This window comes from Halosimplex halobium (assembly GCF_051414055.1).
Lineage (GTDB): Archaea > Halobacteriota > Halobacteria > Halobacteriales > Haloarculaceae > Halosimplex > Halosimplex halobium.
This window is the reverse complement of record NZ_JBLKNX010000004.1, coordinates 348,727-363,708: the sequence shown is the minus strand read 5'-3', so window position 1 is coordinate 363,708 and position 14,982 is coordinate 348,727. Positions and strand designations below refer to the sequence as shown.

Annotated in this window: 15 protein-coding genes and 1 pseudogene; 5 read left to right on the top strand and 11 right to left on the bottom strand. The window is 73.1% G+C overall.

Going from position 1 to position 14,982, the window contains the following annotated elements:
* Window positions 1–166: 166 nt before the first annotated feature.
* The 5 genes from ACMGFG_RS06535 to ACMGFG_RS06515 all read right to left on the bottom strand — a co-directional run bounded on the left by ACMGFG_RS06535 (window position 167) and on the right by ACMGFG_RS06515 (window position 5,723).
* A complete protein-coding gene (locus tag ACMGFG_RS06535; protein ID WP_436929534.1) occupies window positions 167–1,828 on the bottom strand; it encodes a DUF58 domain-containing protein in 1,662 nt (553 codons plus the stop codon).
* Complete coding sequence (locus ACMGFG_RS06530; protein WP_436929533.1) at window positions 1,821–2,417, bottom strand: DUF7269 family protein; 597 nt, start codon at window positions 2,415–2,417, stop codon at window positions 1,821–1,823. The genes ACMGFG_RS06535 and ACMGFG_RS06530 overlap by 8 nt, the downstream gene beginning before the upstream one ends.
* A complete protein-coding gene (locus tag ACMGFG_RS06525; protein ID WP_436929532.1) occupies window positions 2,414–3,466 on the bottom strand; it encodes a DUF4129 domain-containing protein in 1,053 nt (350 codons plus the stop codon). Before ACMGFG_RS06525 ends, ACMGFG_RS06530 begins: the two co-directional genes overlap by 4 nt.
* Before the next feature lie 155 nt (window positions 3,467–3,621).
* Complete coding sequence (nadE, locus tag ACMGFG_RS06520) at window positions 3,622–4,470, bottom strand: NAD(+) synthase (protein ID WP_436929531.1); 849 nt, start codon at window positions 4,468–4,470, stop codon at window positions 3,622–3,624.
* Window positions 4,471–4,715: 245 nt separating this feature from the next.
* The gene (locus tag ACMGFG_RS06515) at window positions 4,716–5,723 is read right to left on the bottom strand and encodes an FkbM family methyltransferase (RefSeq protein ID WP_436929530.1); all 1,008 of its coding nucleotides are present in this window, start codon (window positions 5,721–5,723) and stop codon (window positions 4,716–4,718) included.
* A 224-nt stretch (window positions 5,724–5,947) separates the two neighbouring features.
* Here ACMGFG_RS06515 and ACMGFG_RS06510 point away from each other — a divergent pair, with 224 nt between their 5' ends.
* Both ACMGFG_RS06510 and ACMGFG_RS06505 read left to right on the top strand, forming a co-directional pair.
* Window positions 5,948–7,258, top strand: coding sequence for a hypothetical protein (locus ACMGFG_RS06510; protein WP_436929529.1), 1,311 nt, complete (start codon window positions 5,948–5,950; stop codon window positions 7,256–7,258).
* Window positions 7,259–7,411: 153 nt separating this feature from the next.
* Window positions 7,412–8,452 carry a DHH family phosphoesterase gene (locus ACMGFG_RS06505; RefSeq protein WP_436929528.1) on the top strand — a complete coding sequence of 347 codons (1,041 nt, stop codon included), beginning with the start codon at window positions 7,412–7,414 and terminating at the stop codon, window positions 8,450–8,452.
* Between the two features lie 38 nt (window positions 8,453–8,490).
* On the opposite strand, the gene ACMGFG_RS06500 is transcribed toward ACMGFG_RS06505, so the two are convergent.
* Complete coding sequence (locus ACMGFG_RS06500) at window positions 8,491–9,093, bottom strand: sulfite oxidase-like oxidoreductase (RefSeq protein WP_436929527.1); 603 nt, start codon at window positions 9,091–9,093, stop codon at window positions 8,491–8,493.
* A gap of 130 nt (window positions 9,094–9,223) precedes the next feature.
* On the opposite strand from ACMGFG_RS06500, the gene ACMGFG_RS06495 reads away from it, so the two are divergent.
* Window positions 9,224–9,487, top strand: a complete 264-nt coding sequence (locus ACMGFG_RS06495; protein ID WP_436929526.1) for a DUF8075 family protein — start codon at window positions 9,224–9,226, stop codon at window positions 9,485–9,487.
* 46 nt (window positions 9,488–9,533) lie between these two features.
* Here ACMGFG_RS06495 and ACMGFG_RS06490 read toward each other — a convergent pair whose 3' ends face one another.
* On the bottom strand, window positions 9,534–9,911 hold the full coding sequence (locus ACMGFG_RS06490; protein WP_436929525.1) for a DUF7993 family protein: 378 nt from the start codon (window positions 9,909–9,911) through the stop codon (window positions 9,534–9,536).
* Between the two features lie 140 nt (window positions 9,912–10,051).
* On the opposite strand from ACMGFG_RS06490, the gene ACMGFG_RS06485 reads away from it, so the two are divergent.
* Window positions 10,052–11,443: a glycosyltransferase family 2 protein gene (locus ACMGFG_RS06485; protein WP_436929524.1), complete on the top strand. Its 1,392-nt coding sequence runs from the start codon at window positions 10,052–10,054 to the stop codon at window positions 11,441–11,443.
* A gap of 87 nt (window positions 11,444–11,530) precedes the next feature.
* On the opposite strand, the gene ACMGFG_RS06480 is transcribed toward ACMGFG_RS06485, so the two are convergent.
* A complete protein-coding gene (locus ACMGFG_RS06480; protein WP_436929523.1) occupies window positions 11,531–12,124 on the bottom strand; it encodes a DUF8054 family protein in 594 nt (197 codons plus the stop codon).
* A complete protein-coding gene (locus ACMGFG_RS06475; protein ID WP_436929522.1) occupies window positions 12,121–12,891 on the bottom strand; it encodes a nucleotide-binding protein in 771 nt (256 codons plus the stop codon). Before ACMGFG_RS06475 ends, ACMGFG_RS06480 begins: the two co-directional genes overlap by 4 nt.
* Before the next feature lie 193 nt (window positions 12,892–13,084).
* On the opposite strand from ACMGFG_RS06475, the gene ACMGFG_RS06470 reads away from it, so the two are divergent.
* Complete coding sequence (locus ACMGFG_RS06470) at window positions 13,085–13,423, top strand: ArsR/SmtB family transcription factor (RefSeq protein WP_436929521.1); 339 nt, start codon at window positions 13,085–13,087, stop codon at window positions 13,421–13,423.
* A 24-nt stretch (window positions 13,424–13,447) separates the two neighbouring features.
* Here the strand turns inward: ACMGFG_RS06470 and ACMGFG_RS06465 are convergent.
* Both ACMGFG_RS06465 and ACMGFG_RS06460 read right to left on the bottom strand, forming a co-directional pair.
* Window positions 13,448–13,636, bottom strand: a pseudogene (locus ACMGFG_RS06465) (HalOD1 output domain-containing protein); the annotation flags it as partial.
* Window positions 13,637–13,883: 247 nt separating this feature from the next.
* Window positions 13,884–14,678, bottom strand: coding sequence for a TrmB family transcriptional regulator (locus tag ACMGFG_RS06460; protein WP_436929520.1), 795 nt, complete (start codon window positions 14,676–14,678; stop codon window positions 13,884–13,886).
* Window positions 14,679–14,982 lie beyond the last annotated feature (304 nt).

The window sequence follows — 14,982 nt, the reverse complement described above, 5'->3', positions numbered from 1 at the left end:
AACGGCCGCGCCCGCGGCGCTCGCGACCAGCGCCATCGCCGCCGCCGTCGCGCCCGCGACGCCCGAGACGACCAGCGAGTGCCGGCCCGGGCGGCGGGTGACCTCCGTCCCGCTCACGGCGACCACCTCCCGGGTCGGGACCGCGGTCGCGGCGCCGTCGCGGCGGTCATCCGGACCACCGCCTGCGCGCGCGTTCGAGCGCCTCGGCCAGCCGCTCGTCGCCGCCCCAGTCGACGACGCGCACGTCGCTGCCCCGCAGGTCGTTCAGCCGGTTCGACCGGTCGACGGCCGCCAGCCGCCGCCCCGGCGTGTCCGACGCCGTCGGGTCCGGGCTGAGGACGGTGACGGCGTGGCCCCGGGCGTGCAGCGAGCGGGCGATCACCGCGCTCGTCTCGTCGGGCATCGGCGAGACGAACACCACCTGGGCGTCGTCGTCGAGCCGCTGGGACAGCCGGCGCAGCCGGAGCCGGACGTACACCCGCCCGTCGGGCGGCAGCGGCGACAGCGCCGGGTGGGTCGACAGCAGCTCACGGGCGCGAGCGCGGTGGGTGGGCCCCGCGCCGGGCGACAGCCAGACGCTCTCGGCCGAAAACGCCGCGATCCCGACGCGGTCGCCCGTGTCCAGCAGCGAGTTGAACACCCTGCGGGCGGCGTCGATGCCGCGGTCGACCGCGTGGGGCCCGTCGTCGCCGGTCTGGAGGTACGCCTCCGGCCGCAGGTCGAGGACGACGACCACCGTCGCCATGCGCTCCTCGCGGAACTCCATGGTCGTCAGCGTCCGGTCGCGGGCGTAGGTGTTCCAGTCGATCCGCGAGAGGGCGTCCCCGTGCTGGTACTCCCGCAGCGACGCGAACTCCGTGCCCTCGCCCGACGAGTCCGTCGGGACCCGGCCCGTGTACGGCGAGGTGAGCCCCCGCAGCGGCACCGTGTCCGTCGCGTCGACCGGCGCCAGGCAGGTGATCGCCGCCCGTTCCGTCTCGACGTCGAGCTCCCGCTCGCGGCTGCCGCTGGCGTTGCGCGCGAGCACGGTCAGCCCCTCGAAGCGGTAGGCGCCCCGGCGCGCGAGCACCTCGTAGGAGAAGGTCATCCGCGAGCCCGGCCGGAGCGCGGTCGCCGCCCGCGCCGGCCCGTCGGTGACCGCCAGCGCCTCCGGTACCTGCTCGACGACCCGCAGGTCCGGCAGGACCGCCTCGCCGACGTTCTCGACGACCACCGTCACCTCCACGGTGTCGCCCGGCTCGGGCTCGTCCTCGGAGAGGCGCCGCTCGACTGCCAGCGCCGGCTCGGGCGCCTCCGTCGTGTTCGCGTACGCGAGGTAGCCGACGCCGGCGACGGCCGCGAGCATGAGCGGTCGCGAGCGCACGAGCGCGCCCAGCCCGGCCGAGCAGAAGACCAGCGCCGCGAACCCGACCCAGTGGTTGGTCGACCGTACCCGCGAGGAACGGACCGTCACTGCCGACGGACCCGGCGTCTCCGCGTCCGCACCCGCCGCTCCCTCGGCTGTCGCCGCAGCCGCCGTTTCCGTCTCCGCCCCCGCTCCGTCCCGTCCGCTCGCTCCCGCCGACTGCGACTCGGTCCCGTCGCCAGTGTCGACCGACGGCTCGTCGGCCTCGTCCATCACCGCACGGCCGCCGTCCGGCCGCTCCGGGGCCGACCGCTCGCCCTCCGAGCCGCCGGTGTCCGGCCGCCCGTCGCCCGGTCGCTCGCCCTCCGAGCCGCCGGTGTCCGGCCGCCCGTCACCCGGTCGCTCGTCGTCCGACCGCCCGTCGTCCGGCCGCCCGTCGCCCGGTCGCTCGTCGTCCGACCGCCCTGGCTCGTCCTCACTCATCGTCGTCCCCCGGTCGTTCGTCGGCGTCGCGCCGGTCGTCGGGCTCCAGCAGCCGCTCGATGGCGTCGACCGCCCGGGCGGCGCGGCGCTTGAACGGCGACTCGCGGTCGAGCAGTTCGCGCAGCCGGTCGGTCGTCGGCGCCTCGGGCACCCGACCGGTGAAGAACGCGGCCGCGAACGGGTCGTCGGTCCAGGTCCCCTCGTCGAGCGCCCGCCGTGCCTCCTCCGGCGAGCAGCGCTCGCGCCGGCGGATCGTCTCCGCGGCCACGTCGCCGATCTCGTCGCTGATGCGGCGGCGCTCGGACTCGTTGAACCGCGTCAGCCGCAGCCGGCCGAGCCGCCGGTCCAGGTCGTCGCCCGGCGTCGGCAGCTCGACCGCGAGCTCCGCGTCCGGCGTCTCCGCGTAGTCGAGCTCCGTGTGGCGCCGGCGCTGGACCTGCGCCACCGCCCCCAGGAGGAGGACCAGTCCGACGACCAGGACGAACGGGTCGCCGGTCGGCAGCGGCGTCGTGATCTGTGGGACGGCGAGCGCGGCGAGCCCGACGACCCCCAGGATCACCCCCAGCGTCGCCGTGACGCTTCGGCTCATCCGCCGCCCGCCCTCCCGTCGCCGTCCACGTCACCGCCGCCATCCGCGTCACCGCCGCCATCCGCGTCACCGCCGGCGTCCGCGTCGGCGTAGGTCGCCTCGATCCGCCGCAGCGTCTCGACGGCCGCCCGCTCGCGCTCGTCGGTCGGCTCGGCCCCGCCGTAGCGCACTTCCTCGAAGATGTCGGTGAGCCGGGCCACGTCCGCCGGGTCCATCCCCGCGGCCGTCGCGGCCGTCGCGAACTCCGCGGGCGTGCTCGACTCCGGCCGGTCGACCGCGAGGTGCTCGGTCATCGCCGCCCACGCCCGGTAGACCTCGTTCTCGAACTCGTCGGTCTCCTCGATGCGGTCGGCCGCCCGGCCCGCGGCCGCGCCGACCGCCCGCACGTCCGCCGACGGCTCCGGCTCGGCGTCGTCGTCCTCGCCGCCGGACTCGTACTCGTCGCGCTGGTCGTGGTTGCCGGTCAGCACCAGCGCGGCGACGGCGACCAGCGTGGCGACCACGAGCACCAGCAGCGCGGTCGTCGAGAACGACGGCGCCGCGACCGTGCTCTGGCCGCCGAACAGCCCGCCGCCCTCCTGTGCGGGCCGCCCGCCGTCGGCCAGCGAGAGCAGCCCCGGGTCCGTCCGGCAGGTCGTGAAGAGCAGATAGAGGAAGAAGCCGGGGTAACCGACCACGAAGACGGCGGCCAGCCCCGTCGCGGCGTCGTCGAGCCAGCGCCCGACGGAGAACACGCCGAAGATCCCGAACAGCAACAGCAGCTGGACGAGCGGCTGTTTCAGCCACGGCTGGCAGAACTGGAACGGCGTCCCCTGCTCGAAGTCGAAGTCGAGGTCAAGCACCGAGTCCCGCTGGCTCCTGCTGTCGCCGGTCGACTCCTCGGCGGGGGTGCGGTCGCCGCCCAGCTCGTCGGGCTGGCCGGCGTAGCCCGCGCCGGCCGACGGGTCCGGGTTCGTCGTCGAGTCCAGCGTCGCCGCTGCGAAGGCGATCACCGCGACGCACAGGACCGCGAGGGCGACCGTCCGGGGACGCAGGCGTGACGGATCCACACCCGTTCTAGTGGATTCTGACCCTTAGGGGTACCGGGCGCGGGGACCGGAAATTGCCCGTGTGACCGGCGCCGATCCCCGACCGACAGGTGCCCCTCGCCGACCCACCGGCGCGCCCCCCGACCCACTGGCGTCGCGGCGGTCCGCTGGCCCGCTCAACGGTTCGTCGACGGCTTCGGGGGCATGTGTCGCTTGTGTCGCGTCGCCGCGCACCACTCCTTCAGTCGGGTCACGACCGAGCGGTCGATCCCCAGGCGGTCGGCCACCGCCCGTGGTTCCCGCCCCTCGTCGACGTGCAGGCGCAGCACCCGGTCGACCGTCTCGGCGTCGACATCGAGTCGCTCCGTGTCGGTCGCGTCGCCCGGCGGCGCGCGGTCGTCGCCGTCGAGCACGTCGACCGGCAGGTCCATCGCCCCGGCGAGCGCGCGGACCTCCGTCCGGTAGAGGTCGCCGAACAGGAAACAGTCGACGCCCGTCTCACCGTACTTGGTCGCCGACCCGAGCAGCCTGGCCGTGCGGTCGACCGGGCCGACGACGAGCGCCTCCCTGCGGTTGGCGAAGTAGTAGGCCGTCGCCGTCCGGAACCGCTCGACGGCGTTGTCCGTCGCGACCAGGTCGTCGGCGGGGCCGCCCGCCGCCCCGACCGTCTCCTGGAAGGCCGCGAGCACGGGCTGCAGCTGCAGGCGCCGGTGGTCGATCCCCAGCATCTCCGCGACCGTCTCGGCGGTCCGGGCGGTCGCCTCGTCGGTCAGCCCCGCCGGCATCGCGAGCCCGAGCACGTCCTCGGCGCCGACGGCGTCGACGGCCAGCGCCGCCGCCGTCGCGGTCGCGACCCCGCCGTCCAGCGGGACGACCAGTCCCTCCGCGTCGGCGTCGGCCACCAGGTCGACGAGAAACTCCGGCAACAGCTCCTGGAGCCGCCTGAGCGCGACGGCGGTCGTCGCCAGCCCGGTCTCGTCGCGGGGCAGGTCCAGCACGCGCGGGTGCCTGGCCGCGTCACTCACGGCGTACCACCGCCGGCGTCGATCGGTTCGCGTCGTTCGCGTGGCGTCGGTCGGTCACACTCGATCCGCGCGGCCGGCCGTCCTTAGCGGTTACCTACATACCTATTATGGAACCCCTGTAGCCCTGATACACCTAATACTCGATCCCCGCGGCGGAGTCGCCCCGTGTGGGTCACGGATAGCTTCCTGACAGGATAGCGTGACCCTACCGGCGGTTGGTCCCCCGGGAGCGACCGCTTCGCCGCTCAGTCCCGCCGGAGGACGACCTCGGTCGTGAAGTCGACAGACCGCAGCTCGTCGAGGCTGTCGACGTCGAGCTCCCGCTCGGTGAGGCTCGCCTTCTCCGAGCGGAGGACGCCGGTGCGGCCGTCGGCGACGAAGACGGGCTCGAAGCCGGCCGCGTCGAGCGTCTCGACGAACTCGTCGTACTCGCCGGTCTCCTGCAGATACCACGGGTGGATCTCCAGGAAGAGCACCGCGAGGTCGCCGCGGTCGAGCAGCTCCGACATCCCGCGGACCACCTCGTACTCGTAGCCCTGCACGTCCATCCGGACCGCGTCGACGGCGTCGAGGGCCACCCCCTGGTCGCGGAGCAGGTCGTCGAGGCGCCGGACGGGCACCTCGACCTCGTCGACGAAGTGGTCCATCCCCATCGTGTCGCCGACGGTGCCCCAGTTGCTGTGCGTGGAGACGTGCATCGTCGTCCGCCCCGACGACGACCCGACGGCGCACTGGTGACACGACACCGACTCCTCGAACCCGTTGAGCGCGACGTTGTCCTCCAGGAGCGCGACGTTGTCCGGCAGCGGCTCGATCGCGATCACCTCGCCGTCGCGCCGGCTCAGCGCCGGGTACTGGAGGGCGAAGTAGCCGATGTTCGCGCCCACGTCGACCACCGTCAGCGGCCCGCGGTCGTCCTCCAGTCGAGCGAGCTCCCGGCGGTAGGCCTCCGTCGCCAGCGGCTCCCTGACGCCGTCGCGCAGCAGCTCCCGCGACAGGCCCTCGTCGAGGGCGTCCACCCGCAGCCGGAAGTCCAGCACGTCGAGTTCGAGGTAGCGGTCTTCGTCGTTGTCCCGGAGGTGGGTCCGGAACCGGTCGGTTCCCCCGAGCAGGTCGGTGACGTAGAGTGACGCCAGACGATACCGCGAGAGCGCGGCCAGGCCGCGGGCCACCCGCAGGCGCGACCTGACGTACGGCAGCGCCGCACGCGGGTTCGACAGCGCCGTTCGTAGCTTGGAGACCACCCGCTGCATCTGTGGTCGTGTCCACCGCGCAAGTCCGTATGAGTATATATCGCTTACAGCCACTCCGCACGACTACGTTCGCTCTCTAGCGGGCCGTACCGGATAGGGACGGGCGGGTAGCGCCGAATTTACTATTCCGTCACATCGTCCAAGGGTACGACGAGCATGCACGCGAATCAGTCGGTGGGACGGCTCTGTGGCGTCCGCGGCGAACCGGGCGGACGGGGGTGTCGATGACCGTCGTCGTCGGGGAACCGACCGTCGAGGGGTCGACGATCGAGTGCGAGGTCACGCCGTCGCGCGAGCTCCGGCGGTTCTTCGCCGGCGACACCGTCCGCGTCGACTACGACGCCGACATCTCGGATGTGCCGCCAGCGATCGCCGCCATCCCGGCGCTGGCCCACGTCGCGCCGGTCGCCTGGGCCAACGGGGCCGACGTGGCGGCGCCGGCGGTCGACCGGGCGTTCCTGGACGCGCTCGACGAGGTCGGCGACGCGCTCGCGCGGATGTACCCCGAGTTCGTCGACCCCGGAGCGGTCCGTCCGGACGAGGTCGTCCGGGCCGCCGACGAGCAGCCGGCCGAGGCGTTCGACGACAGCGGCCTGCTGTTCACCGGTGGGGTCGACTCCGTCGCCAGCTACGTCCGCCACCGCGAGGCGGAACCGACGCTGATCGGCGTCCAGGGGTGGGTCGTCGGCCCCGACGAGGACGACCGCTGGCGCGGGTTCCGCGAGCACGTCGAACCGTTCGCGGACCGCCGGGGCCTGGACTGTCGGTACATCCGGTCGAACGCCCTCTCGGTGCTGGACACCCCGATGCTGCAGGCCCACTACAAGCGCTACGTCGACGGCGCCTGGTACAGCTCCGTCGGCCACGGCCTGGGACTGCTCGGCCTGTGCGCGCCGCTGGCCCACGCGCTCGGCCTCGGGACGGTCCACATCGCGGCCAGCCACACCGCGGCGTTCGACGAACCGTGGGGCTCGCACCCGGAGATCGACGACCGCGTCCGCTGGGGCCACACCCGCGGGAACCACGACGGGTTCGAGCTCACCCGCCAGGAGAAGGTCGAGCGCATCGCCGAGTACGTCGCGGAGACGGGCGAGCGGTTCCCGCTGCGGACGTGTATCCACGACGACGCCGGCGGGAACTGCAACGACTGCGAGAAGTGCTACCGGACGATCGCCGGGCTCGTCCTCGCGGGGCTCGACCCCAACGAGTTCGGCTACGAGGCCGACGAGCGGACGTTCGACGAGATCCGCGCGGCCTTCGAGCGGCGGGCGTTCGTGATGGACGAGCACACTCGCTTCCACTGGGAGGACATCCAGGACCACGTCGACCTCGACCGGACGTTCCCCGTCGACGGCGCGACCGCGTTCTTCCGGTGGCTGGAGGGCGTCGACGTGGCCGCCGTCGCCAGCGAGGCGGGCCCGCGGCGCAGCGAGCGGCTGGCCCGGACCGTCGCGCGGCACCTCCCGTATCCCGTCTACGCGTCGCTGTATCCGGTCTACCGGAACCTCTCGCGGCTCGCGGCCGGCGACTCGTAGCCCGCCCTCGCCGCGCGGCGAGAGACCCCCGTTCGTCCGCGTCGTCGCTCCGGCGGTACCGCGTCGAGGGGACGACCCGCCGACCGGACGGCGTGGCGTGTGCCGGCCGGGGCGTTTTTCCGGTCGGTCCCCTACGGCCGTCGATCCGGACGGATGACCCAGTCATCGCCCTCCGCGCGGCCGGCCCGGGCGCTCCACACCCTCCTCGAGGAGGGCGAGGCGATCACCGTCGTCTGTCACAACAACCCGGACCCGGACTGTCTCGCAAGCGCGCTCGCGCTCGGCCGGATCGCGGCCGCGGCCGGCATCGACGAGCGCCGCATCTGCTACAGCGGGGAGATATCCCACCAGCAGAACCGCGCGTTCGTCACCCTGCTCGGCATCGACCTGAAGCGGTTCGACCCCGAGCGGGTCCGGGACCGCCCGGAGGGGTCGCTGCTGGCGTTCGTCGACCACTCGACGCCCGGCCGGAACAACCGGGTCCCGCCGGAGACGCCGGTCGACATCGTCGTCGACCACCACCCCGCCGAAGAGATCGACGCCCGCTTCGTCGACCACCGCGAGGCGGTCGGCGCCACCGCCACCATCTTCACCGAGTACGTCCGCGAGCTGGGCGCCGAGCCCGACGAACCCCTCGCGACGGGCCTGCTGTTCGCCATCCGCCGGGAGACGCTGGAGTTCCTCCGCGGGACGACCCGCGCCGAGTACGAGGCCGCCGGCTACCTCCACGAGCGGGCCGACACCGACCTGCTCCGCCAGCTGGCCAGCCCGTCGGTCACCGGCGCCACGCTCGACGCCATCGCCACCGCCATCGAGAACCGGCGGACCCGCGGCGCGGTGCTCATCTCCCACGTCGGCCGGACGACCGAGCGCGACGCCCTCCCGCAGGCCGCCGACTACCTCCGGACGCTGGAGGGCGTCGAGACCGCCATCGTCTTCGGCATCGTCGGCCGGTCGATCCACCTCAGCGGGCGGACCGTCGACTCGCGCGTCCACCTCGGCGACGCGCTCGACGACGCCTTCGGCGACGTGGGCACCGCCGGCGGCCACCGCGACATGGCCGGCGGCGAGGTCCCGCTCGGCGTGTTCGCCGACTACACCGCCGACGACGAGAGCCTGCTCGAAATCGTCGAACAGGTCGTCAGCAACCGCCTCGTCGCAGAACTCCGGCTGTCCGACGAGTCGTCGGGGTGAGCGAGCGGCTCGCTGCCGGTCGACCCCCCGCCCGCCGCTCAGACGGTCGTGTACCGGTCCTCGGCCCACGGGTTCGCCGTGTTCGAGTAGCCCCGTTTCTCCCAGTAGCCCCGCTCGGGCTCGGTGAGGAGGGTGACCCCGTCGACCCACTTGGCGCCCTTGTAGGCGTACTTGTGCGGGGTGACCACCCGCAGGGGGCCGCCGTGGTCGGAGGGGAGCGGGTCGCCGTCGAACTCGCGGACGAACAGCACCTCGCGGCGCATGCACTCTTCCAGCGGGAGGTTCGTCGAGTAGCCGTCCATCGCGCCGAACATGACGTGGACGGCGTCGTCGTCGACGCCGGCGCGCTCGGCGATCTCCGGGAACGGGACGCCGCGGAACTCGTTGTCGAAGCGGCTCCAGCCAGTCACGCAGTGGAAGTCCTGCCGTTGGGTCTCGGTCGGCAACTCGCGGAACTCGTCCCACGAGTAGGTCAGCTCCTCGTCGACGGCGCCGCGGACGGTGAACTCCCAGTCGTCGGGGTCGAAGTCGGGGGTCTCGCTCAGCGAGAGGACCGGAAATCGGTCGGTCTCGCGCTGGCCCGGCGGGAGCCGCTCGCCGTCGAACTCCTCGTGGATGTCGGTCACGTCTCTGACGCCCATGGACGCCCTTAGGTCGGGCCGCCCCTAAGCGACCGGTCTGAGAGTGCCGTCCCCGCCCGTCGCCCGCGGCGCCTGCGCCGGCCGGCCGACGGTTTATCGACCCGGCGCCAGTAGGTTCCGGCGACCAGCGATGCCCGTCATCAGACTCGAAGCCGACACGCCCGAGCGCACCCAGATCGGCGAGGGGCTCGTGAAGTTCGCCGTTCAGGCCGGCCGGCTGGAGACCGGCCGCGCTGAGGGGCGGTACTTCCTCCGCCACGACGACGGCTGCGCAGTCGACGGCCGGCGGATCGCCCCCGGCGACCCGTTCGCCTTCGACACCGAGTCCGGCGAGATCCGGTGTCTCGACCACGCCGAGGAGCGCGCCGCTACCGCCCGCTCCGAACGCGACTGACGGGGGAGCGCAACGCCGAGCAGACGCCGGGGGCGGCCCCCGCCGGTCAGTCGAGGGCGGCGACGACCGCCTCGACCACGTCGAGCGCCCGCTCGACCTCCCCGGGGGATTCGACGAACACGAGCGTCCGCGGCGGTCGCGTCGCCTTCGGCCGAACGCGCAGCCCCGCGTCCCGCGCCGCCGCGGCCGCTTCGTCGGGCGCCGCGCGGAACTCGATACGCGCCCGGTCGGGCTGGACGAGCACCTCGGCGAGTCGCCGCGACCCGGCGGCCACCGCGCAGGCGACCGTCCCGTCTGCCGTCGGTTCCGGCTCGGCCCGCTCGTCGACGACCGACAGCCTGTCCGCGCCCGCGGACCCCTCCGCGCTCGCGAGCGCGTCCGCGAACCGCACCGCGAGTTCCCGTCCGTCCGGAGCGTCGGGCATATCCCTGCCTCCGACCGGCGACCGGAAAACGGTCCCGCTCGTGAGCGGACCGGCGACGCCGACCGCGGGTTCCGCACAGTTGCCGAACCTGAAGCGGAACGAACATTTTTATGCGAGGGGCGTGCGACCGTCGAACTACGATGCGTCCCCGAAACACCCTCCCCACCGTTAGCCCCAGCCCCGGCCGCCTCCGCCGGCTGCTCGGCCGCGTCGGCGCCGTGGCCGGGAGTCTCCGCCCGCGTTCCGCCCGCGAGGCGGTCGACGCGGCGGCGTACGTCGCCCTCGTCGCCGCCGTCGTCGTCGCCGGCTACCTCCAGGGCGGCATGACCGTCGTCGTCGCGGTCCCGACCGTCCTCGGGATCGGGCTGGGCAGTATCGCCGTCCTCCAGGCCGTGATGGCGTGTCTGTCCGTCTCGGGCATGTTCGGCTGCTCGGCGCTGGCGCTGTTCGGCCAGCGCGCCGTCGAGAGCGACGACCGTCGCCCGGCGACCGGCCCGACCGTCACGGCCGTCGTTCCCGTCCACCGCGACGCCGCCGTCCTCGACCGCAGCGTCGAGAGCCTGCTCGCCGGCCGCTACGAGGACCTCCAGGTGGTCGTCGTCGCCGAACCCGACGACGACGCGTCGATCGAGCGCGCCCGCGAGTACGCCGCCCGCGAGGAGCGCGTCGAGGTGCTCGTCAACACCCGCTACCCCGGGAGCAAGGCCGGCGCCATCAACTACGCCGCCGAGGTGACCGACTCCGCGTACCTGGCCGTCTTCGACGCCGACGAGCGGGTCGACCCGCGGTTCGTCTCGACGGCCGTCGCCCGCCTCGACGACTGCGACGTGGTGCAGGGCCGGACCGTCCCCGAGCCCGACGGCCTCGTCGAGACGGTCGCCTACTACGAGTCGGTCGTGCTGGGCGACCTGAGCAAGCGGCTGCTGACGCTGGTGACCGACTTCACGATGGCCGCCAGCCGGACCGTCGTGATGCGCCGGTCGGCCTTCGAGGCCGTCGGCGGCTACGACCCCGCGATGCTCACCGAGGACTACGCCTTCGCCTTCGACTGCTACGAGGCCGGCCTCGACGTCGAGGAGCTGCTCTCGCAGGCCTCGACCATCGAGGGCGCCCACGGCGTCGCCGACTGGTGGGGCCAGCGCAAGCGCTGGATGACCGGCTACGCCCAGACGCTCCACGGCCTCCTCGTCGAGTGTCGCTCGCCGCGCAACTACCGGACGCTGCTCGCCCCGCTGCTCTGTGCGGGCTCGGTGCTGGGCAACGTCTTCATGCTCTCCCTTGTCTCGAAGGCGGCCGTCCTCGTCGTCAGCGGCGCGGCGACCTGGCTCGCGCTGCCGGTCGCGACGCTGGCCGGCGCGGCCCTCGCCCTGCGAGTCAGCGACGCCCGCCGCGGCCGGGTCGACGACGTGGGCCTCGCGTGGCTCGCGACGCCGCTCGTCCTCCCGCTGTACAGCCTCGTCGGCATCCGCGCCGCCGTCGCCTACCTGTTCACCTGGGACGGCGAGTGGTACAGCGTCGCCAAGGGTGTCTGACCACCCGGAGCGCCCGACCACGGCCCAACCGGTCACCGCTCCCGTCGGCGGCTGCGGGTCGCCGGCCGACATCGGCGACCCGGCGGCTCAGGCCACGTCGTCGAACCCCCACTCGTCGGCCCGCTCGGCGGCCTCCTCGCGGGCCTGCTCGCGGATCGCCTCGATCTTCTCGGCGTCGTCGAGGAACGCCTCGACCGCGCCCTGCTGGCGCTCGCCGGCGTCGCTACCGGCGTCGTCACCGGTCGCCGCCTCGCCGGCGTCGCCGCCCCGCCCGTCAGACAGGCGAGCGGGCGGCGCGGCGTCGCGGGTCCGGTCGGCCAGCGCCGGGTCGCCGGCGAGCCGTTCGGCGGCCATGCCGGGCGGGACGCGGAAGCTCGTCCGGTCGTGGACCGGGGCCAGCTCCGCGGGCGCGAGCGCGAACAGTTCGAGCCGGTACGGTCCCTCGGCGGCCAGGTCGGCCAGCGCCGGCGGGCCCGCGCGGTCGGTCCCGGTGTGGTAGGCCACGACCGGGACGCCCGCGCGGAAGGTGAGCACGCCCCGGCCGCGCTCGTCGAGCAGGAGCGAGTCCTGGGGCTCGAAGACGGCGTAGCCCGTGAGTTCGCGGTCCAGGGCGTCGACGAGGACGGTCCGCGGGTCCTCGACGACCCGCGACCGCAGCAGGCGGCCCTCGGGCAGCTTCATGGCGACTCGGGGACGACCGCGCTGCGGAAGCGGTCGGCGACCGCCCCCGAGTCGCCGTCACGGACCGACAGCGTCGCCGCCGCCTCGCGGTAGGCGCGGGCGGGCTCGCTGTCCGGGGCGTGGGCCAGCAGGGGTCGCCCGTTCCGGCGGGCCGCCCGCACCCGCTCGCTGGCCGGCACCGTCGCCAGCGTCGGCCCCTCGAAGTACCGCTCGGCCTTCGGCGCGATGCGGTCGATTGCGTCCGCGTCGCGCACCTTGTTAAAGAGGATCCCAGCCGTCCCTGTCCCGTACGAACTCGCGTACTCCTGGACCTTCAGGCCGTCCGACAGCGCCGGGATCGTCGGTTCGAGGACGACCACGACCCGGTCGGCCAGCACGACCGGGAGGACCGCTGCCCGGGAGGAGAGGGTAGCCGCCGAGTCCAGCAGGAGCACGTCGGTGTCGGCCGCCAGCGTCGCGACGACCTCGCGCAGGCGGGCGGGGTCGGCGGCCTCGAAGTCCGCGAGGTTCGTCCCGCAGGGGACGACATCCATCCCGTGGCGCTCGTAGACGGCCGCCTCGACGGGCGCGCCCCCCTCGACGAGCACGTCGTGCAGCGTCGTCTCCACGTCGGCTAGGCCGGCGTGGAAGAGCAGGTTCGCCATCCCCATGTCGGCGTCGACGACCGTCACGTCGTGCTCCTCGGCCAGCGCCATCCCCAGCGCGAGCGTGCTCGTGGTCTTGCCGGTCCCCCCTTTCCCGCTGGCGACCGCGAACGCCTCGACCATCATCCCGGGGTGGTTCCCCCTCTCCCAAAAACGTTCGGACCGGCGACAGGTGCGCGAACCCGGACCGGGAGGCGGCGCCGGGCGCGGAGGTGTGAGGATTCGGGTCAACACTACCGTCTTCCGTGGTCGGCACCCACATTTAGATCCATGTTCGTCCGCGGCGGACTTCACAGCGAATGTGGAGAGGGAACCAATGCAAACCGACAGTGCGGTCACCACGACCGAGGAATTACTTACTGCCGTCGCTGACCCGAAGCGGCGCAAGATACTTCGCTACCTCCGGGATACCGACGAGGAAGTGATATCGGTCGAGGAGTTGACGGACGCACTGGCGGCGGACCGCAGCGCGGCCACCGACCGGGACCAGCTCCACATCAGTAACCAGCACGTCCACCTGCCGAAACTGGCCGACGCGGGGGTCGTGGCGTTCGACCCCCGGTCGGGGACCGTCCGCTACACCGGCGGCGAGCGCGTCGGGGCGCTGCTGGAGTTCGTCGGCGAGGAGCTGGAGCCGACCGCCGCCGACGACTGACCGACTCGCGACGGCGACTCGCGTTCACGCGTCGTCGACGACCGTACAGACCGTGATCGTCCCGTCGCTCCGGACGACGACCTCGGTCCCCCCATACTCGAACGACACCTCGACCGGCGAGCCGTCGCGCTCCCTGTCGACCAGGCCGCCGAGCGCGTCCGGGTCGACGGCGTTTCCGAGCGGTTCGAGTTCGGAGACGGCACTGTCCGTCGCGACCGCGACGGCCTAGACGACGGCCGTGGCCGGTTCGCGTCGCCCCGTCCAGTCGTGACGGAGGAGTATCGGCTCGCCCGCCGACCCTCCCGTCGGGCTGTCGACGCCGGAACCGTCACCCATCAGGCCACCCCCGTGTCTCGCGCAGGTCCGGCTCCGCTGGGATCGTTCGTAGTACGCCTTTCATACAACATCGTCGGTGTCGAGCGGGAAAGAGTTGTTGTGAGAATTCGGGTGACACAGGCGGTCATGCACGGTCGCCGTCGAGTTGCCAGGTGAATATCGCACGCAGCACGACGACGAGGCTGTTGGTCTCGCCGGACCCCCAGATGGCGGTCTCGTCGAGCGGTTCGGGCGGCCGGTCGCCCTCGCCCGCGACGAGGACGCTCACGAGCGCGCGCCGCTGGTCGACCATCAGCAGGCGGCCGGCGGGCGTGTCCGACCCGACCCAGATCGAGTCGAACGGGTCGACCCCGGGCACCCGCTCGTCGAGGACCGCCCCGACGGAGTCGGAGAGTCCCGACACCCGGATCGAGACGCCGCGGTCGCTCGCGGCGGCCAGGCGGTCGACGACCTCGTCGGTCAGCAGCGACTCGACGGTCATGAAGACGACCTCCTCCTCCGCCTCGTCGAGCAGTTCGAGCACTCGTTCGTCCACCGTCTCCCGACCGGTGACGGTCCAGACGCCGCGCTGCTCGTCGGCACGGTCGACGGGTTCGACCGCGTCCAGCGCCTCGGTCAGCCGCTCGACGCGGTGTCGGTAGTACCGCTCGAAGTGACGGGCGCCCGTCGCCGCCGAGACCGGCCAGAAGCGCTTGGGCGTCGACTGGCGCACGTCGACCAGTCCCCGGTCCCGTAGCTCGGTAGCGGCGTCGTAGACCCGGGTCCGCGGAACGTCGGCCACGTCGCTCACGTCCTGTGCCGTCCCCTCGCCCAGTTCGACCAGCGCCACGAACGTCCGCGCGGCGTAGGTACTCAGGCCGAGTTCGGTGAGCTGTTCGACGGCGACCGACCGGGCCGACTCTGGTGGGTCCTGGGACATTGGATCACGCTCGCCGCGGGGCCGCTCGTCGGAGAGGGCCCGCGGCCGTCAGCGTGGTTGGGACCCTACTGGTGGCCGCGGGCCAGCGATAGGTTGGCGGTAGAGCCGTAAAATACTATTGTGATTATCTGAGTGAACAGATTCGGGCAACGGGTCGCCGCCGCCTCGTCCGTCGCGAGGGCGACGTGCCGCCAGCGACGGCGGACACGGGGATACTCGGGGATAGCGGCGCTATCGACCTATATATCGGTCGCACTCTCCCGATCGGGGGGGGCGGTGCGGGCAGTACACAAGGGGAAGTGGT